General features: G+C 64.9%; 17 protein-coding genes and 1 pseudogene. 8 read left to right on the top strand and 10 right to left on the bottom strand.

Features of this window, described 5'->3' with window-relative positions; all coding sequences use genetic code 11:
• The first annotated feature begins 2 nt into the window (after positions 1-2).
• A complete protein-coding gene (locus GGC64_RS34670) occupies positions 3-1,253 on the top strand; it encodes a hypothetical protein (RefSeq protein WP_225951714.1) in 1,251 nt (416 codons plus the stop codon).
• A gap of 39 nt (positions 1,254-1,292) precedes the next feature.
• Here the strand turns inward: GGC64_RS34670 and GGC64_RS12500 are convergent.
• Both GGC64_RS12500 and GGC64_RS12495 read right to left on the bottom strand, forming a co-directional pair.
• Positions 1,293-4,286, bottom strand: a pseudogene (locus tag GGC64_RS12500) (RND family transporter); the annotation flags it as partial.
• Positions 4,287-4,458: 172 nt separating this feature from the next.
• Positions 4,459-5,025, bottom strand: a complete 567-nt coding sequence (locus tag GGC64_RS12495; RefSeq protein WP_192722835.1) for a TetR/AcrR family transcriptional regulator — start codon at positions 5,023-5,025, stop codon at positions 4,459-4,461.
• Positions 5,026-5,104: 79 nt separating this feature from the next.
• Here GGC64_RS12495 and GGC64_RS12490 point away from each other — a divergent pair, with 79 nt between their 5' ends.
• Complete coding sequence (locus tag GGC64_RS12490) at positions 5,105-6,019, top strand: SDR family oxidoreductase (RefSeq protein ID WP_192722834.1); 915 nt, start codon at positions 5,105-5,107, stop codon at positions 6,017-6,019.
• Here the strand turns inward: GGC64_RS12490 and GGC64_RS12485 are convergent.
• Genes GGC64_RS12485 through GGC64_RS12470 form a run of 4 tightly spaced genes read right to left on the bottom strand, consistent with a single transcriptional unit; the run spans position 6,003 to position 9,973 of the window.
• Entirely contained in the window at positions 6,003-7,325 is a 1,323-nt protein-coding gene (locus GGC64_RS12485) for an LLM class flavin-dependent oxidoreductase (protein ID WP_192722833.1), read from the bottom strand. The genes GGC64_RS12490 and GGC64_RS12485 overlap by 17 nt on opposite strands.
• Entirely contained in the window at positions 7,322-8,368 is a 1,047-nt protein-coding gene (locus tag GGC64_RS12480; protein WP_192722832.1) for an ABC transporter substrate-binding protein, read from the bottom strand. Before GGC64_RS12480 ends, GGC64_RS12485 begins: the two co-directional genes overlap by 4 nt.
• A gap of 19 nt (positions 8,369-8,387) precedes the next feature.
• A complete protein-coding gene (locus GGC64_RS12475) occupies positions 8,388-9,107 on the bottom strand; it encodes an ABC transporter ATP-binding protein (RefSeq protein ID WP_192722831.1) in 720 nt (239 codons plus the stop codon).
• On the bottom strand, positions 9,104-9,973 hold the full coding sequence (locus GGC64_RS12470) for an ABC transporter permease (RefSeq protein ID WP_192722830.1): 870 nt from the start codon (positions 9,971-9,973) through the stop codon (positions 9,104-9,106). The genes GGC64_RS12475 and GGC64_RS12470 overlap by 4 nt, the downstream gene beginning before the upstream one ends.
• 214 nt (positions 9,974-10,187) lie before the next feature.
• On the opposite strand from GGC64_RS12470, the gene GGC64_RS12465 reads away from it, so the two are divergent.
• The gene (locus GGC64_RS12465) at positions 10,188-10,643 is read left to right on the top strand and encodes a Fur family transcriptional regulator (protein ID WP_192722829.1); all 456 of its coding nucleotides are present in this window, start codon (positions 10,188-10,190) and stop codon (positions 10,641-10,643) included.
• A gap of 36 nt (positions 10,644-10,679) precedes the next feature.
• Complete coding sequence (gene katG / locus GGC64_RS12460; protein WP_192722828.1) at positions 10,680-12,926, top strand: catalase/peroxidase HPI; 2,247 nt, start codon at positions 10,680-10,682, stop codon at positions 12,924-12,926.
• Between the two features lie 54 nt (positions 12,927-12,980).
• On the opposite strand, the gene GGC64_RS12455 is transcribed toward katG, so the two are convergent.
• The 3 genes from GGC64_RS12455 to GGC64_RS12445 all read right to left on the bottom strand — a co-directional run bounded on the left by GGC64_RS12455 (position 12,981) and on the right by GGC64_RS12445 (position 15,771).
• Positions 12,981-13,673 (bottom strand): GDSL lipase, encoded by a 693-nt coding sequence (locus GGC64_RS12455; protein WP_192722827.1) that lies wholly within the window; start codon positions 13,671-13,673, stop codon positions 12,981-12,983.
• Between the two features lie 117 nt (positions 13,674-13,790).
• Positions 13,791-15,035: an acyltransferase gene (locus GGC64_RS12450; protein ID WP_192722826.1), complete on the bottom strand. Its 1,245-nt coding sequence runs from the start codon at positions 15,033-15,035 to the stop codon at positions 13,791-13,793.
• A gap of 151 nt (positions 15,036-15,186) precedes the next feature.
• Positions 15,187-15,771, bottom strand: a complete 585-nt coding sequence (locus GGC64_RS12445; protein WP_192722825.1) for a hypothetical protein — start codon at positions 15,769-15,771, stop codon at positions 15,187-15,189.
• 103 nt (positions 15,772-15,874) lie between these two features.
• Here GGC64_RS12445 and GGC64_RS12440 point away from each other — a divergent pair, with 103 nt between their 5' ends.
• The 4 genes from GGC64_RS12440 to GGC64_RS12425 all read left to right on the top strand — a co-directional run bounded on the left by GGC64_RS12440 (position 15,875) and on the right by GGC64_RS12425 (position 19,971).
• Positions 15,875-17,161 carry a GTP cyclohydrolase II gene (locus GGC64_RS12440; protein WP_192722824.1) on the top strand — a complete coding sequence of 429 codons (1,287 nt, stop codon included), beginning with the start codon at positions 15,875-15,877 and terminating at the stop codon, positions 17,159-17,161.
• Positions 17,158-18,351, top strand: a complete 1,194-nt coding sequence (locus tag GGC64_RS12435) for a URC4/urg3 family protein (protein ID WP_192722823.1) — start codon at positions 17,158-17,160, stop codon at positions 18,349-18,351. Before GGC64_RS12440 ends, GGC64_RS12435 begins: the two co-directional genes overlap by 4 nt.
• A 4-nt stretch (positions 18,352-18,355) precedes the next feature.
• Entirely contained in the window at positions 18,356-18,985 is a 630-nt protein-coding gene (upp, locus tag GGC64_RS12430; protein ID WP_192722822.1) for a uracil phosphoribosyltransferase, read from the top strand.
• A gap of 326 nt (positions 18,986-19,311) precedes the next feature.
• Positions 19,312-19,971 carry an alpha/beta fold hydrolase gene (locus GGC64_RS12425; protein WP_192722821.1) on the top strand — a complete coding sequence of 220 codons (660 nt, stop codon included), beginning with the start codon at positions 19,312-19,314 and terminating at the stop codon, positions 19,969-19,971.
• On the opposite strand, the gene GGC64_RS12420 is transcribed toward GGC64_RS12425, so the two are convergent.
• Entirely contained in the window at positions 19,968-20,711 is a 744-nt protein-coding gene (locus GGC64_RS12420) for a DUF899 domain-containing protein (RefSeq protein ID WP_192722820.1), read from the bottom strand. The genes GGC64_RS12425 and GGC64_RS12420 overlap by 4 nt on opposite strands.
• Between the last annotated feature and the right edge of the window lie 2 nt (positions 20,712-20,713).

The raw sequence follows: 20,713 nt of genomic DNA, 5'->3' as shown, positions 1-20,713 counted from the left end.
TGATGGTGAACCTGAGCGTCAAATCCAATCAGCGCGCGCATCCGTTGCTGTATGTCGGCATCGCGGTCACGATCGCGATCTGGTCGGCGGCAGTGTTGTGCTTCGCGATCAATATCGTTCCGCTCGACGTGTATTGGATGTCGTATTACGCCGTCGACTACACATTCGGCTTCGTCCGTCGCGGCCTCGCAGGCGAACTGGTCAGCCTGGCGCCCGGACACTACTTCACGGTTTCGCTCGGACTGCGCTGGCTGTCGACTGCCGTATACCTGGCCGGCCTGGCATTGGTGACAGGCGTCGTGCTGTTCGCGCGGCGACGGTCCGAGCGCAGGCTGATGGTCGCGATGCTGATTCCGTTGCTGCCCTTCGGAATTCCGTTCGCAGCGTACTCGGCGCGGCCTGACCTGTTCGGTGCGGCCGCGCTGGCGGTGTTCACCGTGGCAGTGGCGGTCGCGCGCTCACGGGCGATTGCGGTGGCGTGGTGTGTGGCCTACGGCGTCGTCATTGCGGTTCTGACGCTGGTGCACGAGGCGATCGGACTGCAGTTCGCGCTTGGCGCGGTGCTGGCGATCGTCGTCCTAGGTGGTGCGTTGGGGTCCGCACGGCGTGGAGGTGTGCTGCTGGCCGTCATGCCCGGCGTTTTCACGGCGGTGGTGGTGGCGGCGTTCGGCCGTCACGACGTCGCCTCCCAATTATGTTCGGCGGTACCGCATCACCCGATGCCGAACCCGCTGGCGTCGGTTACGTCGCTGCCGACGCTAGCGCAGTACGTGATGGGTGGACAGCCGAGCCAGACCGACTACCACGACTGGGTGTGCCGCAACATCATGCCCATCTACGACTACGGGATCGTGGATGCGATGCGCATCGTCGCGCACATCGGTGTCGTCGGTCTCGCGATGTCCCTGGTGTTCGGCGCAGTGGCGCTTCTCACCACCGTCTACGGGATCAGCACGCTGTCAGGAGTTCCGGTGCGCGCCTTCGTTGACGAGTTCCGTGGCCGTCTCGCATGGGTGGTCGCAGGTCTGCTGTTGGTCGTCCCGGTGTTCCTGACCGGCTTCGACTGGACCCGTTGGCTGGTCGTCATCTCCTATGACGTTGCGATCGTCTATTTGGTTTTTGCGGCGCGCAGACCAGAGATCGAGCATCCGCCGACGCCAAAAGCGCTGCGGCATTTCATCTGTCTTGTCATCGTCCTTGCGCTCGTCCCGATCGGCACTGTTCCCGGCTTTGGCGGGCCGAGAATGATTTAGCTCCCCGTGCAGGGGGGTGAGGTTCTTAGACGGCCACCAGTTCGCCTTGCCGACCAGAACCGCCAATGCGGGCACGGTCACAGTACGGACCAGGAAGGTGTCCAGTAGCAAGCCGACACCGATGATGAAGCCCACCTGGACCATTCCCATGATGCTGCCGAACGTCAGGCCGAACATGCTTGCGGCGAAGATGATGCCCGCGGACGTGATCACCCCGCCGGTCGCGCCGACAGTCCTGATCACGGCCGTACGCATGCCGCGGGAGGCCTCGTCGCGGATGCGGGATATCAACAGCAGGTTGTAGTCCGCTCCCACTGCCACCAGCACAATGAACGCCGTACCCGGCACGTTCCATGCGATGTGTTGGCCGAGGATGAACTGGAAGACGACCACGCCGATGCCAAGCGCCGACATGAACGAGATGGCCACCGAGGCAATGAGATAGAGCGGTGCGACCACGGCCCGCAGCAGCACGATCAGGATCAACAGCACGACGAGGATCGTCATCGTGAGGATGAACTGCATGTCGTGGTTGTAGTAGTTGCGGATATCCGCGTTCACGGCGGGCAAGCCCGCGATCGAAATCTTTGCGTCGGCCAGTTCCGTGTTGGGCTGCGCGCTGCGCGCTGCGTCCATGATTTGCCCGACCTGGTCCATCGCCTGTGTCCCGAATGGGTCGAGGTCGGTCTGCACGAGATAGCGCACCGCGTGGCCGTCTGCCGAGACGAACATGGTTGCCGCGGTCTTGAACTCGCTGTTGGTCAGGATCTGGGGCGGAATGTAGAAGCCGGCCATCGACGGTTCTCGGGCGTTGTTGCGCATGGCCATCAGGAACGACGAGGCATCACCGAGACCGGGTCCCATCTGGCGGACCTGGTCGACCAGCAACTGCACCCCGTCGGCGAGTTGCCGACTCGCGTCGGCGAGCGTGTTGGCGCCGTTCTGCAGTTCGGCCAGTTTGCGTTTGATGCCGTCGGGCTTGTCGAGTCCCAACTTCTGCGCGGCCTCGGTGGCGGCCTCGAGCTTTTGTTGGAGCTCGCCGACGGTGGTGCTCACCGGCTGAGTGCCATCGGCGGACTGCAACTGATGCGCCAGATCGGACAGCGACTGAAGCGAGCCGTCGTCGTGCGCGGTGATGAGGCGCTGCAGTATCGCCCGCGAGTTCTGGCAGGCCGGATCGATCGAGCAAACCGGGTTGAAGTTGAGTGCAGCCATCATGGGCACCGCCCACCGATACACGTCGTCGACTTGAGTGAGGTTGACGCCCAACGCATCACCCATCGCGCGCATGCTCTTGACCAGTCTCGCGGACTGGTCAATGTCAGCGATCGTCGTGTTGGGACCGTAGCGGGCCTGCATTTCGACCAACGCATTCGTCAATCCGCTGACGGACGTCATCGCGTCCAGCACACCGTTGCGGACGTCGCCGAGCGCGTCAGCGAGTTGGTGCGCACCGCCGGTGAGCCGATCGAGATCGGCATCGCGGCTGGAGATCTCGGTCGATGCCTCGCTGAGTTTGTCGCCGACGGCGCCCGCCTGAAAAGTGGCCTTGGCCTGTTCGAGGGTGTCTCCGGTGGGCCGCGTGATACCGCGGACGGCGGCGATCCCTGGCACCTGGCTGACGCGGCGGGCCATCTGCTCCAGGTCGGCCAGCGCCTTCGGGCTGCGCAGATCGCGGGGCGACTGCACCAGAATGAACTGCTGGATGCTCGAGTTGACCGGAAAGTGTTGCGCCATCACTGCGTAGCCGACATTGCTGTCGACGTCGGCAGGCAGATTCTTGCGGTCGTCGTAGTTGAACTTGATCGCGCCGACGCACCCGGCCAGCACGGCCAACACGATGAGGCTGGCCACCAGATGGCCGACCGGATGTTTCACGATCCGAATTCCCGAGCGCCGCCAAAGCCGGCTGGTCAGTTCGCGTCTGGGCTTGCACAGCCCGCGTCGTCCGGCGAGCGCAAGCATCGCGGGCAACAGCGTGATCGAAGCGAGAAACCCGACAAGGATGGTGACGGCCAACGCGGGCCCGATGGTCGAGAACACGCCCAGCTTCGCAAACGTCATGCCCATGAACGTGATCGCGACCGTCCCCGCGGACGCCGCGATCACCTTGCCGACCGAGCCAAGCGCCAGTACCAGCGCGGCGTCCGACTCCTCGCCCATCCGCAGATATTCGTGGTAGCGCGAGATGAGGAAGACCGCATAATCCGTGCCGGCTCCCAGCATCATTCCGCTGACCAGCACCATCGCCTGCGGCGAAATGGTCAAGCCCAACTCCAGCAGCCACGCGATGACCTGTTGCGCCACGACAAGTGATATGCCGATCATCACCAGCGGCAGCGCCATGGTGAGTGGGTTTCGGTAGACCAGCAACAAAATCGTCAAAACCATGAGCGCGGTGGCGATCTCGATCACGTGGACGTCGCGTTCGCCGACGGCTGTCATGTCACCGACCGTTGCCGCCGGCCCGGTCAGGTGGGCGGTGAGGGTGGTGCCCGCCGTCGACGCTTTGACGATTTCGACGGCTTTCTTGTACGCCTCAGCCGCGGGTGGAGTGGCGAGTTCTCCTGCGAGCCCGACCGGTAGATACCACGCTTTGTTGTCCTTGCTCGTGACCACGTCGCGCAATGCCGGGGTGGTGATGAAGTCCTGCAACATGACAACGGACTGATGGTCGGCGCGAAGGTTGTCGACGAGCTTGCGGTAGACGGCCTCCTGTTCAGGACCCAGGCCGTTGTCGTTGCTCAGCACGACCAACAGGCTGTTCTGCGAGTCCGATTCGTCGAAGGCTTTGATCATCGCGTTGTTGGCGACAAGGACAGGCGCGTCGGATGGGAGGAACTCGGGCTGCTTCTCCCCCGCGATCTTCGCCAGCGGCGGCAGCAGGATGAACAACGCGACGGCCAGCGCGAGCCACAATCCGATGACGGCAAGCGGCCGCCGCACGACGAAGCATCCGATCCGGCCGAACGAGCCCAGCGAACTCGCCAGGTCGTCGAACTCGGCGCGTGCGGCGCGCGTGGGTCCCTGCATCCCCGAGAACAATACTGTGCGGTGACGCGTTTGGAGAGTTCAGCGAGTCTGCGAACTGCCTGTGTTGTCAACGGAATTCGGTCTCCGATGATGGGCAAACACCGACGGCTCTTGGCACCCCGGTTTGGACTGGTGTAACCGGGACAAATTCAGACGTGAGCGACGCCGGTCGTCATGCGCCGGCGGTCAGTGCCTTCAGGTCTTCGAGCGAGTCGCCGATGACTTCGCTGAGGTCGCTGTCCCGTCCGGCGTCCAGCCACCGTGCGAAGGCCACTTTGAAGACCGCGATCGCCGTTTCGGCAATGAGCGCTGCGGTCCGTTCCGCCACGCCGCGGCGTTGCAAACCCTCCGCCATCGCAGCGGAGAGCGAAGCCAACTTGATCAACTCACGCTCCTGCAGGCCGGGATTGGCGTTGATGACCGCTTGGCGTCGACGGGCGTGCGCCCGGCGATCCGCAAGCATGTCGCCGACCCCACGCAGTGCGCCACGCACCATATCGATCGGTGATGCCGAGTCAGGGGCTTCGGCTATGTGCGTCGTGATCAACTGGATCAGCGCGTCCTGCCCCCCGAACAGCACCTCCCGTTTGTCGGCGAAGTGTCGGAAGTACGTTCGCTCGGTCAACCCCGCTCGTTCGGCGATCTCCGCGACCGTCGTCTGGTCGAACCCACGCTCGGTGTAGAGATCCAGCGCCGCGTCCTCGAGGCGACCGCGGGCGTTTGGCTCCCACCGACTCATTCCGCGATCTTATGGGAATGACAGCGACTGTCATCGACGTTATCGTGATGACAGCTACTGACATCAATGGGAGGTTGCAATGCGCGTGTTTGTCACAGGAGCGTCCGGATTCGTCGGTTCGGCCGTCACTGCCGAGCTCCTCACCGCAGGTCATCAGGTCCTCGGCCTGGCCCGCTCGGACTCGTCGGCTCGGGCGCTGGAGGCGGCGGGCGCGCAGGTTCACCTGGGCGATCTCGAGGACATGGCGAGTTTGCGTGCGGGTGCGCAGTCCGCCGACGGAGTCATCCATCTGGCCTTCAAACACGACTTCGCGGACTACGCCGGCGCCGCCGAACTCGACAGGCGCGCCATCGGCACCCTCGGCGATGTGCTGACCGGATCGGACCGTCCGCTGGTCGTCACCTCTGGGCTGGCCGGCTTCGGACTTGGCCGGACGATGACGGAGGACGACGCTGCCTCGCCCGACTCGCCCCGATTCTCCGAACACGCCGCGCTGGAGTTCGCGTCGCGTGGGGTGCGAGTCTCAGTGCTGCGACTGCCACCCTCGGTGCATGGTGAAGGCGACCACGGGTTCGTGCCGCGCTTGATCGACATCGCCAGGGAGAAGGGCGTCGCCGCCTACCCCGGTGAGGGCACCAACCGCTGGCCCTCCGTGCATCGCCTCGATGCGGCTCGGCTGTTTCGGTTGGCACTGGAGGCAGCACCCTCGGGCGCTCGGTTGCACGCGATCGATGACGAGGGGGTTCCAGTCCGCGACATCGCGGCCGCCATCGGGCGGCACCTCGGCGTGCCCGTCGCCTCGGTTCCGGCGGAAAAGGCGCTCGATCACTTCGGTTGGCTTGGCACGTTCTTCTCGCTGGACGTCCCGGCGTCGAGCGAGCAGACGCGCGAATTGTTGGGATGGCAGCCGACGCAGGTCGGCTTGCTCGACGATTTGGACGAAGGGCATTACTTCCGCGAACGAGCGGCCGTCTTACTCAGTGAAAATGATTGACGGGCACCGGCAATCCGTAGTGCTCGCGCAGGGTTGTGCCCGCGTAATCCTCGCGAAACAGTCCTTTTCGCCGCAGGATCGGCAGCACGTGGTCGATGAAGGTTTGCAGTCCCGACGGTAGCGCGGCGGCCATGATGTTGAATCCGTCTGCCGCGCCACCTTCGAACCATGCGACGATCGTGTCGACGGCCTGGTCTGGCGTGCCGACGAAGGTGAAGTGGCCGCGTCCGCCCCCAAGCCGGGACAGGGTCTCGCGGACAGTCAGGCTTTCGCGGTTCGCCAATTCGATGATCAGGTCTGCCCGGCTCTGTGCACCTTCGAGGTGCGGGCGCGCCAAAACCGTTGCGGGCAATGGACTGTCGAGGTCGAACTCCGAGGCGTCGACCTCGAGGATGTTCGACAACTGCCACAGTCCGTATTCTGGAACCCGAAGCTCGTCCAATTCCCGGGCCAACTCCTGGGCTTCGCGCTCGGTCGAACCGATTATCGGGACGATCCCCGGCAGCACCAGCACACCATCGGGATCGCGACCCGCGGCCTTCGTGCGTGCCTTGATGTCGCCGTAGAAGTCGGCGGCCCGCTCGTAGGTTTGGTGTGCGGTGAAGATCGCCTCCGCATGCCGCGCCGCGAAGCCCTTTCCATCCTCCGAGGACCCCGCCTGCACAAGCAGCGGATGACCCTGCGGCGGCCGCTCCACGTTCAGTGGGCCCGCGACCTTGAAATATTCACCGCGATGGTCGATGGCATGCAAACGCGTCACGTCCGCATACCGGCCCGAGGCTTTGTCGCCGATGACCGCGTCGCGTTCCCAGCTGTCCCACAACGCTTTTGCAACAGTGAGGAACTCATCAGCCCGCGCATAACGGGACGCATGATCGAGACGGTCATCGAGGCCGAAGTTCGCAGCCTCCTCCGGCGTAGCCGAGGTGACGATGTTCCAGCCGGCCCGGCCGGCGCTGACATGGTCGACGGATGCGAGCCTGCGTGCCAGGTTGTACGGCTCGTTGTACGTCGACGAGACCGTGGCGATGAGACCGATCCGGCTGGTGTGTTGCGACAGCGCGGTCAGCAGGGTCAGCGGCTCGAGTTGTCCTGGTGGCCGGAACGCACCGGTGCCCGTCAAGGACGGACCGTCGGCGAGGAACAGCGAGTCGAACTTCGCATTTTCGGCCAGTCGGGCCAATTCGATCCAGTGCCTCAGGTCGAAGTCGGCGCGCGCATTGCTCTGCGGGAGTCGCCACGCCGCCTCATGATGGCCTGCCTCCATGAGGAACGCGTTGAGATGAAGCTCGCGACGTCCGCTCATGTCAGCTTCGAGCTGTCGAAGCCGTCGGGCAGCAGGTTGTCGGCGATGGTGTTCACGTCGACCTGTTTCGTGAGTTCACCGGCCTCGAAGAACGCGTCGGACAGCGCCTGCTCAGCCTTCAGGTCCTCGGGTAGGAACTGCGTGATTTTGAAGGGATACGCGTCGACGGTCGCCCTCCCATCCTCGAGCGAAACACCGGTCTCCTTGGCGATCGCCTTGGCGTATTGGTCCGGATTCTGCTGCGCCCAATTGAATTCGCGGGCGACGCGGGTGAGCACGTCGGCCAGTGCAGCGCGCCGCACTGGATCGTTGAGCGACTTCTCGCTGGCCACGTAGTAGTTGTTGACCTGGTCGATAGGCGGCACGCCCTTGGCGATGATCCGGGCGCCGTCTTTGACGGCGAGCGCGGATTGCGGGTTCCAGATCGACCACGCGTCCACCTTGCCGGTGTTGAAGGCGGTACCGCCTGCGGCCGGGCTGAGGTAGACGAACTCAACATCTTTTGGCGTCAGCCCTGCGCTCTTCAGTGCAAGCAGCGCCAAGCCGTGAGCGGAGCTGCCCTGCGGGACCGCGATCCGATTGCCTTTCAAGTCGGCGAGAGTATGAATCGGCGAATCCTTCGGCACGATGATGTTCTCGGGCGCCTTGGTGGCATCAGCACCGCGCTGGACGGCGATGATCTTGAACCCGAATTGCTTTGCCGCGCCGGTGATCGGTGGAACGTCGCCCACCGACCCGAGGTCGATATTGCCCGATGCCGCCGCCTGCACGAGTGGTGGACCGTAGTCGAACCGAGCGAACCTCACCTTGTACGGCGCGTCATTGAACGCGCCCGTGATCTTTGCCAGTTCCTCGTTACCGTCGCCGCCGTTGTCGCCGATGGTGAAGGTGTACTGGCTCCACTCGGGGTGGTTGGCGGCCGTCGAACCCGCGGCGCTACTCAGTGGTGCGTCGGGTCCTTTCGGTGAAGAGCAGGCGGCAAGCACACTCGCCACGGTGAGCAGCGCAGCTGCGGCGGTGAGACGGAAAGATCTGTGGGACATAGCTTCTCCTGTGAGTGGATTAGTGCCGGCTGGCGAGGCCGAGATCGACCAAGAGCGCGGCGCGTAACTCTTCGCGAGCGACGCTTGCCTCCCGTTCGGCGGCTGAGAGGTGGACGGCATGCGCATCGCCGATACGTCCGTTGCTCATCACCACGATGCGGTCGGCAAGCGCGATGGCTTCGTCGACGTCGTGGGTGACGAGCAGCATGGACGCGTGGTGCTGGCGGCGCAGCGCGCGCACCAGATCATGCATTCTCAGCCGGGTGATCGCGTCAAGGGCTGCGAACGGCTCGTCGAGCAGCACCAACTCGGGCTGCGTGACCAGCGCGCGGGCCAACGCGACGCGCTGAGCTTCCCCGCCGGAAAGCTGCTTGGGCCAAGCCTTTTCACGATCCGAAAGGTTCACTTCCGCGAGTGCCTTGCGCGCCCGCTCGTCGGCGTCTGGGCCGCGCAGGCCCAACGTGACGTTGCGCAGCACACGTTGCCACGGCAGTAGTCGGTCGCCCTGGAACACGATCGCACGGTTGACGGGCACCTCGATGCGACCGCCGTCTGGCTTGTCCAACCCCGCCAGCAGGCGAAGCAGGGTGCTCTTACCGCATCCGGACGGCCCGAGGAGGACGACGAGTTCGTCGTGGTCGATGACGAGGTCGAGGTGGTCCAGGACGAGGCGTTCGCCGAATCTGCGGACGACCTGCTCGACGACGACGCCCGTCTGCGTGCCCAGCGCGGTGGTCATCGCGCCTCATAGCTTGGCCGCCACCGCAACAGCACCCGCTCGAGAATCCGGACCAACTGGTCGGCCAGCAGGCCGAGAATCGAGTAGATCACCAGGCCGACGAAAACCTTGTCGGTCTGCAGATATGTCTGGGCTTGAGTGATCAAGAATCCGAGGCCCTCGTCGGCGTTGACGGTCTCCGCTGCGACCAGGCCCAAGATGCTGTAGGCCAGTGAAAAGCGTAGGCCGACAAGGAAACCGGGCAGCGCGCCGGGTACGAGCACGCGGGTGACAATGCGCCATGGACCCGCCCCGGTGGTGCGGGCCATTTCGATGAGGCGTTGGTCGACGCCACGGATCGCCGCGAAGAGGTTCAGGTACATCGGCACCCCGGCACCGAACGCAATCAACAAGACCTTCGTCAGTTCGTCGATGCCGAACCACACCACAAACAGCGGTAACACCGCGAGCAGCGGGATCGTGTTGAGTATCTGTGCAACACCGTTGAACAGATACTCGCCCGTACGCAGGAAGCCGCCGAGCACGCCGCTCACGATTCCGATGACCAGGCCGAGTCCGAGGCCAATCCCGGCCCGCTGCAATGAAATCGTCAAATCGGGACCGAGTACGCCGTCCTGCCACAGTTCCACGGTCGTGCTGAAGATGTCGGATGGCGCGGGCGCGTACGTCGGCTTGAGGACACCAGACCGGGCGAGGATCTCCCAGAGAAACACGATTGCCACCGGGGTGGTGTAGATCCCCAGCGGCCAGCGCAGTCGGCGTCGCAGGCTACCGAGCCGGGACTGTCGCCGGGCATCGCCAGGCAGAAATATGTCGCGCGGACGCGACGGCGCGACGACGGGCGCCGGCGGGGCGAGTAGGGCCATGGCATGCCTTCCAAACGGACGTCGAATGTGTCGGCGCGCGGTCATTCCTTGCGCGCCCGTATGATTCGCGTGCAGCAAATGTTGTGGTCACCATGCCGTATCTACGTCCGCTGTGGGAGCCATGGAATCGACGCGATTCTTTCTTGGCCGCGACTCGCGAAATCATCGTCGGAAAGACTTGACTGGTTCCAGAAAAGCGACGATATTGGGTGCCGTGGCCCCGGCACCCGATTACGCGCATCAGCTACGTGCCGCTGATCTACGGGTGACCCGCCCTCGCCTGGCGGTGCTCGAAGCGGTCCACGCCCATCCGCATGCCGACACCGAGTCGATCTTCGGCGCAGTCCGGTCGGGCTTGCCGGACGTGTCGCGGCAGGCGGTATATGACGTGCTCGCCGCGTTGACCGCAGCCGGGTTGGTCCGGCGAATCCAGCCGTCGGGCTCCGTCGCCCGATACGAGTCGCGCGTCGGCGACAACCACCACCATGTGGTCTGTCGGTCGTGCGGCGTCATCGCCGACGTCGACTGCGCGGTCGGAGAGGCACCGTGCCTTACTCCGTCAGACCACGAAGGCGCGTTGGACGGCTTCGTGCTCGACGAGGCCGAAGTCATCTACTGGGGGCTGTGCCCCGACTGCTCGGCTTCCCAAACAGCGCGATCACACCCGTGATCACAGCCCGTAACACCCACCCCCGGAAGGAATGCTGTGTCATCTGATACATCTGACGCTCGCCCACCGCACGACGACGCCAAGACGGCTAGTCATAGCGAGAGCGAGAACCCGGCTATCGATTCGCCGAAGCCGAAGACGCACGCTCCGCTGACCAACAGGGATTGGTGGCCGGAGCAGGTCGACGTTTCCGTGCTGCACAAGCAGAACGAGAAAGGCAACCCGCTCGGTGAGGACTTCAACTACGCCGAGGAGTTCAAGAAGCTCGACGTCGAGGCGTTCAAGCGCGACGTCATCGAGGTGGTCAACACCTCGCAGGACTGGTGGCCTGCCGACTACGGCAGCTACGCGGGCCTGTTCATCCGGATGAGCTGGCACGCGGCCGGCACCTACCGGATCTTCGACGGCCGCGGCGGCGCCGGGCAGGGCGCGCAGCGCTTCGCCCCGCTCAACAGCTGGCCCGACAACGCGAACCTGGACAAGGCGCGTCGGCTCCTGTGGCCGGTGAAGCAGAAGTACGGCAACAAGATCTCCTGGGCCGACCTGATCGCCTACGCCGGAAACGCCGCGCTCGAGTCGGCTGGCTTCAAGACGTTCGGGTTCGCGTTCGGCCGCGAGGACATCTGGGAGCCCGAGGAGATGCTGTGGGGCCAGGAAGACACCTGGCTCGGCACCGACCAGCGCTATGGCGGGACCAACGACAGCGATCGCAAGCTGGCCGAGCCGTTCGGCGCCACCACCATGGGCCTGATCTACGTCAATCCCGAAGGGCCGGAAGGCAAGCCGGATCCGCTGGCAGCCGCGCATGACATCCGCGAGACGTTCGGCCGGATGGCGATGAACGACGAGGAGACCGCGGCGCTGATCGTCGGCGGCCACACTCTCGGCAAGACGCACGGCGCGGGCCCCGACGACGGCATGGGGCCCGAACCCGAGGGCGCCCCCATCGAGCAGCAGGGCCTGGGCTGGAAGTGCCCGTTCGGCTCCGGCAAGGCCGGTGACACGATCACCAGTGGCTTGGAGGTGGTGTGGACCAACACGCCGACGAAGTGGAGCAACGCGTACCTCGAAATCCTCTACGGCCACGAGTGGGAGCTGACCAAGAGCCCGGCCGGTGCCTGGCAGTTCGAGGCCAAGGACGCCGAGGCGACGATTCCCGACCCGTTCGGCGGTCCGAACCGCAAGCCGACGATGCTCGTCACCGACATCTCGATGCGGGTCGACCCGATCTACGGCGAGATCACCCGGCGCTGGCTCGAGCATCCTGAGGAGCTCAACGAGGCGTTCGCCAAGGCGTGGTACAAGCTGATGCACCGCGACATGGGTCCGATCGAGCGCTACCTCGGTCCCTGGGTCGCAGAGCCGCAACTGTGGCAGGACCCGGTGCCTGCCGTCGATCATGAGCTGATCGACGAGTCTGACGTCGCGTCGCTGAAGGCCAAGCTGCTCGACTCCGGCCTGACCGTGCAGCAGTTGGTCAAGACGGCGTGGTCGTCGGCCTCCAGTTTCCGCGGCACGGACAAGCGCGGTGGCGCCAACGGTGCGCGGATTCGCCTTGAGCCGCAGAAGAACTGGGAGGCCAACGAGCCTTCGGAGCTGGCTCAGGTGCTGCCTGTGCTCGAGAGGATCCAGCAGGACTTCAACAGCTCGGCAACTGGCGGCAAGAAGGTTTCGCTGGCCGACGTGATCGTGCTCGGTGGCTCCGCGGCGGTCGAGAAGGCGGCGCGCGACGCCGGCTTCGAGATCGACGTGCACTTCGCACCAGGCCGCACCGACGCGTCGCAGGAGCAGACCGACGTGGACTCGTTCGCGGTGCTCGAACCGCGCGCGGACGGCTTCCGCAACTTCTCGCGGCCGGGTGAGAAGGCGCCGCTGGAGCAGCTTTTGGTCGAGCGGGCCTACATGCTCAACCTGACGGCTCCTGAATTGGCCGTGCTGATCGGTGGATTGCGCGCGCTGAATGTGAACCACGGCGGTAGCAAGCACGGCGTGTTCACCGACAGGCCGGGCGTTCTGTCCAACGACTTCTTCCTCAATCTGCTCGACATGAGCACCGAATGGAAGCCGTCGGAAACGTCGGAGAACGTGTACGAGGGACGGGACCGTTCGTCGGGTGCGATCAAGTGGACGGCCACCGCCAACGACCTGGTGTTCGGTTCGAACTCCGTGCTTCGTGGCATCGCCGAGGTCTACGCGCAGGACGACAGCAAGGACAAGTTCGTCGAGGACTTCGTCGCCGCGTGGGTCAAGGTCATGAACAACGACCGGTTCGACCTGGCCTGATCAACCAAAGACAGCACCCCGCAAGTCAATCCGGCTTGCGGGGTGTTGTTCTTTCTAAATCTGTCGGGCCAGCTGTGCGCCGATCAGCGGCGCGATCTTCTCGGCCATGTAGGCGTGGCCCGCGTCGGTCGGGTGCACACCGTCCTTGCCGATCAACTCGGGCCTGCCGACGAACCAACCCTGGGCGATCGGGTCGATGAACGTCGCGCCCGCGACGCCGGCCTGGTATTTGAGGGCATCGCGGATCCGCAGTACAGCGTCAGGCGGGTCAGCCGTCGGCCACGGCGGTCCGATCACCAGGAATTTAGCCGATGGCGCTGTGCGACGGGCCAATTGGTAAGTGCCCCACGCCAGGACCGACAGCTGCGTCGGGTCGACGCCTTGGTCGTTGCGGGAGCCGAAGAACACCACCAGCGCATCGTCGGGCTTGACGACGTCGGCGGTGAGGTCCTCGAACACGCTGCCGTGATTTCCGCGGGTGCCGTACCCCGCTCCCCCCTCGGCGGCCACGTCGGGAGCAACCGCTATGCCTTGGCGCGCCAACAGCTGCCAGGCCCGAGTGGTCCAGCCTTTCGAGCCGAGCCCGCCGAGTTCGCCACCGGTCGTATACGAGTCCCCGACCACTGCGATGCGGTTCAGCGAGGCGTCCGACGACACTATGTCGTTGTGCCTCACCGTTGTTGATCCGGCATTGACAAGGCCGATGAGCAGAGCGATCGCGACCGCGAACGTGACCAGACGACTCACCGGAACAGCTTACGGCCCAATTTCCAAAAACGCCTGCGCGGACGAAATCGTGCGCAAGGCGTTATTCAATTGCTGCATTGTCATCGCGGACAGCGGAATTGGGCTCTGTATCATGACTCAGCCCGCGCGCGCGGTGACGGCGTTGGCAGCCACTTGTCGTGGGCCATGGATGGTTTGCAGCTTGCTCTGCGCCGGGTCGAGCGCCTCTGAGTGCGGATCGGCAACTGGAAGATGCCGCTCCTTGACCATCCTGCGCATCCAGATGCGGGCCGGTTCTTCGACGAAGTGGTACAGAAGTACCGCACCGAGGAGCGCGACGGCGAACACGCCAACCATGATCAGCTTGGCCGACCAGCCGGGCGTCAGGACGATCTCGAATTGCGCCGTGAACCAGTTCCACGCGGTGTGCACCAACTCGTGCACCATGTACAGGCTGAATGAGATGTACCCGCCGTACACCATCACTCGGGTCGACAGGAGCCTCGGCAGACTGCCCATGCCGACCGCCAATGAGGCCACCAGCGGCACGAAGAGCACGTCGACGAGCCCGCTGGAGTCCGACACCTTGGGGATTGGATGCGCGTCGAGGAAGTACAGGATCCCGATGATGCCGACGGACAGCGCCAGCGACACGTAGCCGGCTCGACGTCGGCCCGCGTCCGAGAGCTCCATCTTGCGGACCGCCGCGCAGGCCAGCGCGCCGGCGGTGAACTGCATGACGATCCGAGGGAGCCAGCTCCATGGCGTGTAGAAGTGACCGGTCGCCAGCAGGAGCAGTGCGGGTGGCAGGCACGCGGCGACGGCCAGCCATAGCAAGCCTCTGACCCTGGTCGCCCTCGAGATGCGGAAAACCGCGAGAATCAACACCCCGAACAGCAGATACGCCAACCACTCCGCGCTGATTGACCAGGCGGGTCCGTCCCAGCTCGACCCGTCGAAGAATGGCTGGAACCACAACTGGACGAGCAACACCTGACGGGCATAGCTGACGGCGCTGAGCTGGTCTGCGACCGGTGAGGGCAGATGACCGACATAGAGCGTGAAGATGATCCACGCCAATGCGAGGTGAAGGGTCACCACGTAAACGGGCCACACCCTGGCCAGCCGCAGCCACAAGAAGTGCAGCGTGGCCTTGATCGAGAACGACTCGCCCATCCGGTCGAGATAGTTCCACGTCAACACGAACCCGCTGAGCATGAAGAACAGGTCGACGCCCTGTGCGCCGCAGTTGATGACCGGGGCGAGCGCTGATCGAAAGCCGGGCGCCGAAACCTCGAGCCACGGCCGGAAGTGGAACAACACCACCCACACTGCAGCAACGATGCGCAAGCCGGATAGGGCTTTGATCTCTCCGGTGCGCACAAAACTCTTTTCGTGAGGGACTCTGCAGTTTCGGGTCAGGCTGCCAGCAGTTATACCTACCGGCGCTTGGCAGAATATCAGCGCGGTCGCCCGATTCGCGCGACCGGAATGCTGTGCGATTCCTGCGAACCGGTGTGTCGCGGGCCGTCAGCTAAAGCAGTCCGCCGAGTAGCCCGCCGCGTTGGTTGTTGTTGCCGGGCGTCGGCTGATTCGGAAACGGCGTGCGCGTTTCGGGGCTGACGCTGATCGGGGCGCGCGTCGTCGGGGCGGGCGGCATCGTGGCGGCAGGCTCGGTGGCAATGGTGGTCGGCTGCTCCGCAGGCTGCGGTGGTGGTGGCTGCTGACCGGTCGGAGTCGCAGTCGGCGCCTGCGCCGCGGAGGTACTGACCGTCGCAGGCAAGACGGGAACCGGCGGTTCCGTCGCGGCGGGCGTGGGGCTGGGCAGTACCGGAGATGTCGGTGTCGACATCGGTGTCGAGATTGGTGTGGCGTCGGTCGGCGTGACGATCGGCGGGGCGGGCTGGGCCGGCTGAAGCATTACGACCGCCGTGGCGGCGGCCGCCGCAAGAGTTGCTACGACGACGCCCGTCAGCACTATTCGGCGCGACCAGCGACCCTCGTCGGCGTTCGTTGCGGGCGCGCTGGGATCCTCGTCGAGTCCGTCACCGGCCGACTTGTCGACTTCCAGCGGCTCGAACAGGTAGTCGAACCGGCCGGAGAGGTCCTCCCGCAGCATGTGCCGATGGTACGCGTATTGTTTGCCGCCGGTTGCGCATCTGCAAGAACAGCGGCGAGCAGGCAGAGTGGATATGCTTGCGCCTTCTTGACGGAGGACGACTATGTCTGCTGAACCTGGCGCCGCCGCGCCGTCGCCTGCCAAGTCGAACAGCGCCTCCGGCCATATCCGCCTGACGTCTCACAGCGGCGGTCTTGACGCCCCACCGATTCGCTGGGGTGCGCCGACCGCGGCCGAGCGCGGACCGCTCATCGGCACAACCACCACGCGTGCCCATCGCAATGTGATCGGCACGCACAGCGGGTCCTACAGCGTGTACCGGGCGTTGGCGGTGGCCTCAGGCGCGTTGTCGCGTCAGCACAAGGCGGACCTCACCGACACGTCGCCCACCGACATCATCGGCCCGTACCCGCAGTGGAGTGAGCCGGAGAAGATCGTCAGCCTCGATCCGTGGGGTGCGATGGTGGCCGACGTATTCGCTCCGGCCTTGGCCGAGGGCTACGACATCCGCCCGACCATCGCGATCACCAAGGCACATGTGATCGTGCCGGAGGTCATCGACGCCGTTCAGAAGGGACGCCTGGTCCCCGACGGCCGGATCTTGCTGCCCACCGGTGCCGCGCTGGTCACCAAGGCGGCTGTCGAGCCCGTGTGGTACCTGCCCGGGGTGGCCCACCGATTCGGCTGCAGCGAAACGGATCTGCGCCGAGTGCTGTTCGAAGAGACCGGCGGCATGTATCCCGAACTCGTCACACGCTCGGACCTCGAGGTGTTCCTGCCGCCGATCGGCGGACAGACCATCTACATCTTCGGCAACGGCCGCGACCTGGGTGACCCCACTGTGGAATTGACCGCGCGCGTGCACGACGAGTGCAACGGCTCGGACGTATTCGGATCGGACATCTGCACCTGCCGGCCGTACCTGACGCATGCCATCGAGGAGTGCATCCTGGGCGCCCAGCGTGGCGGCGTCGGGTTGGTGGCCTATTCCCGCAAGGAGGGCCGCGCGCTGGGCGAGGTGACCAAGTTCCTCGTCTACAACGCCCGCAAGCGCCAAGTCGGCGGCGATACCGCCGAGGCCTACTTCGCGCGCACCGAGTGCGTGGCGGGTGTCCAGGACATGCGGTTCCAGGAGTTGATGCCCGACGTACTGCACTGGCTGGGCATCCGCAAGATTCACCGCCTGGTCTCGATGAGCAATATGAAGTACGACGCGATCACCGGTTCCGGAATCGAGGTTGGTGAACGGGTGAACATCCCCGACGACTTGATCCCCGCCGACGCGCGGGTGGAAATCGACGCCAAGATGGCGGCCGGCTATTTCACCCCCGGGCCGGTGCCCGACATCGAGGAACTGCGCAAGGTCAAGGGCCGGGAGCTCGACGGATGAGCCTCGCGGGCGTCGACGTCGAGCACGACACAAGCAAGCCGGCAGGCGCGGCGGCGGTGTTGCGCAGCACCGTTGCGATCCGTGAGCGCGCGCGGTTCCTGTTGCACCGCGCGCGGGCAGGCGACTCCCCCTGGTTCGAGGTCGACGACGGCTCTTTGGCCGGGGCGGCGGCCGAAGTCGCCGACCTGACCCTGGCGCGCTACCCGGATCTGCACATCCCGTTTCACAGCCGCTGGCGGCACTTCGAGGCCGGCGGCGTGCAGCGCAAGGCCGAGCTGGACGGCCCGGCCATGGTCGATCTGACCGTCGTCAGCGTGCTGCTTGACGCAGGTGCCGGGCCGGATTGGTCATACCTGGAGACCTCTACCGGGCAGCGCTTCAGCCGATCCGAGGGGCTGGGTGTGGCGAGCTGGCACGCGTTCTGCAGCGGACTTTTCTCCACCGATGCGGCGCGGCCGTCGCAGGCGGATGCCGCCGGCCTACGCGGCGTGACGGCCGAGCGGCTGGCCGAGGCCTTCCAGTGCCGACCCACGAATCCGCTGGTCGGTGTGGACGGTCGGGTGTCGGTGTTGCACAGGCTTGGCGATGCGCTGGGCCCACACGGTCGGCCGAGTGATCTGTTCGACCTCACTGAAGGAAACAGGATCGCCGCGCACGACATTCTCAGTCGGGTGCTCGCGTCGCTCTCAGGGATCTGGTTGGCGGACAACAGCATTGGCGACCAGGCGCTCGGCGACTGCTGGCGCCATGACGCGCTGCCCGGGCCGGGGCTGACGCAGGGTTGGATGCCGTTCCACAAGCTGTCACAGTGGCTGACGTACTCGCTACTGGAGCCCTTCGAATGGGCGGGCGTCCGCGTCGAGAATCTGGACGCGTTGACCGGCCTGCCTGAGTACCGCAATGGCGGCCTGCTGCTCGACACCGGTGTGTTGCGGCTGCGCGACCCGGGCTGGGCGGAGCAGCCCTGGAATGTCGGCGATGAACTGGTGGTGGAGTGGCGAGCCCTGACGGTGGCGCTTCTGGACGAACTGGCCCCGCTGGTGCGCGAGCGCCTGGGCGTGAACGCTGAGCAGATGCCGCTGGCGTGCGTGCTCGAAGGCGGAACATGGGCAGCGGGCCGCGCGATCGCCGCGCGCCTGCGGGACGGTCGTCCCCCACTGTCGGTCGTAAGCGACGGGACGGTTTTCTGAAGCCATGGCAGGCGTTCATCTGATCGACCATCCCCTGGTTCAGCACAAGCTCACCCTGATGCGTCGTAAAGACGCCTCCACCAATAGTTTTCGGTTGCTTTTGCACGAGCTGTCGGCCTTGATGGCCTACGAGGTGCTCAGGGACATGCCGATGCACGAAATAGAGATCGACACTCCGCTGGAAAGCACCACCGGAATGGTCATCGACGGTAAGAAGCTGGTGTTCGTCTCGATCCTGCGGGCAGGCAGCGGAATTTTGGACGGCATGCTGACCGTGGTGCCCGGGGCCCGCGTCGGGCACATTGGCCTGTATCGCGATCCCAAAACACTTGTTGCCGTTGAGTATTACTTCAAGATGCCCGGTGAACTCCAGGAACGTGACGTGGTGGTGGTCGATCCGATGCTGGCAACGGGTAACTCAGCCGTGGCAGCGGTGGACCGCCTGAAGGAATGCGGCCCGAAGTCGATCAAGTTCGTCTGCCTGCTCACCTGTCCCGAGGGCCTTGACGCCATGCAGACCGCCCATCCCGACGTGCCGATCTACACGGCCGCGATCGATCGCCAACTCGACGAGCACGGCTACATCCTTCCGGGTCTCGGCGACGCCGGGGACCGCATCTTCGGCACTAAATAACATCCCCTAATCCCCCAACGTCGCGCCCACGCGAACGCCCCGGGTGCGCCCGTGCAGGAGGGGTTCATCGCCCGTTTCGACGGGTCCTTCGGCTCCATACCGTGGTTTCACACGAGCACGTCGCCGAACGAAAGGAGTTGGATCATGGCGCACTGTCGATACTGCAATCGCTTCCGGTTGACCCGGATGGCTGGCCCTGGCGCCTGGCTCCTGGAATGCGGCCACACCTACCTGCCACTGCCCAGCGAGGCGCAGACATGGGCCGCCTACACACAGGAGACCCGCCGGCGGGGTTAACGGCGGCGTCGCGTGGGCAGACTCCGGCTATGCAGACGCTGAATTACGCCCCGGGCCGAGCCGTCGATGTGTTCGGCGAGGGAGCGCCTTCTGTCTTGATGTGGCACGGCGCGCAGACCGACGCCCGCGGTGCGATGCGACCGCTCGCCGAATTGGTCGCCGGTCACGGGCTCACAGTGGCGGTGCCGGACTGGAACTCACACGCCGACGACGGCGGACGCAGCGACTTGCTCGCATCGGTTGATTTCACGCGGGAGGGCCTCGGCTCCAGCGGGCTAGTTCTGGTCGGGTGGTCGCTGGGTGGTGCCGCAGCGGCCGGATTGGCCATATCCGCGCGCCGACTCGATGTGCCTGTCGCCCATACCATCTGCCTTGCCGGCGCGTTCATTGCACGTAATCCGATCACCGGGGCCCCGCTGCCGACGAAGTTGCCGCCGGAGCCCTCGGCGTTCACCCTGCTGCATGGCACCGCCGATGATGTGGTGCCTGCCGAGGTGAGTCGGTCGTTCGCGGCGACGCTTGACGACAACGAGTGGCCGGTCGAATATGTCGAGCTGGCCGCCGACCACGGAGCGATCGCAGGCGCGGTATATGACCGCACTCACGATCGCTATCTGGCGGCGGAGGATCCCGACGTGCTGGAAGTGGCCGCCGACGTGGCCGCGCGGATCGCCGCGGTCGTCACCTAGCTGTCCTTGCGCGGCGGGCGCTGATCGTTGGGGTCATTAGGGTCGGGATCGCCGAACCACCGCCACGGGGTGTGCTCGGCGTAGGTGTCGTGCCAGCTCCACCATTCGTACGGCGGGGTCTGTGGATAACCCTCCGGTGAGTCTTCCCAATCCTCCTGGCGTCCAAGGGCCGTCATGTCCAGGAGGTTCCAGGTGTTGACAAACACCTCATCCCCGCGGCCGTTGATGAAGTACGTCTTGAACACCCGGTCGCCGTCGCGGATGAACGCCGTCGTGCCGTGCCAGTCGTCGACGCCGAAGTCCTTGGCGAAATCGTCGGTCATTGTGTACCAAGGGATGTGGTGCCAGCCCATCTTCGCCTTCATCCGTTCGAGTTCGGGCTGCGATGCGAGGGATGCGTAGACGAATGTGGTGTTCCGAGCATTGAGGTGGGCGAGGTTGGGTACATGATCGGCCATCAAAGAGCAGCCCGTGCAGCCATGTTCGGGCCAGTCGCCCGTGCCAGGTTCGATGAACGCGCGGTAGACGATCAATTGGCGTCTACCTTCGAACAGGTCGAGTAGGCTCGCCTTCCCGTCGGGTCCGTCGAATGTGTACTGCTTTTCTATTGGCGTCCATGGCATTCGGCGGCGCTGCGCGGCCAGCGCATCACGCGCCCGTTGCACTTCTTTTTCCTTTACGAGCATCTGCTTGAGCGCCGCGTCCCATTCTTGCGACGACACAATTGGTGGTGTTTGCATTT

The organism is Mycobacterium sp. OAS707 (assembly GCF_014873705.1).
Taxonomy (GTDB): domain Bacteria; phylum Actinomycetota; class Actinomycetes; order Mycobacteriales; family Mycobacteriaceae; genus Mycobacterium.
Note: the sequence above shows the minus strand (reverse complement) of the source record. Positions and strands in the feature narration are given on the sequence as shown.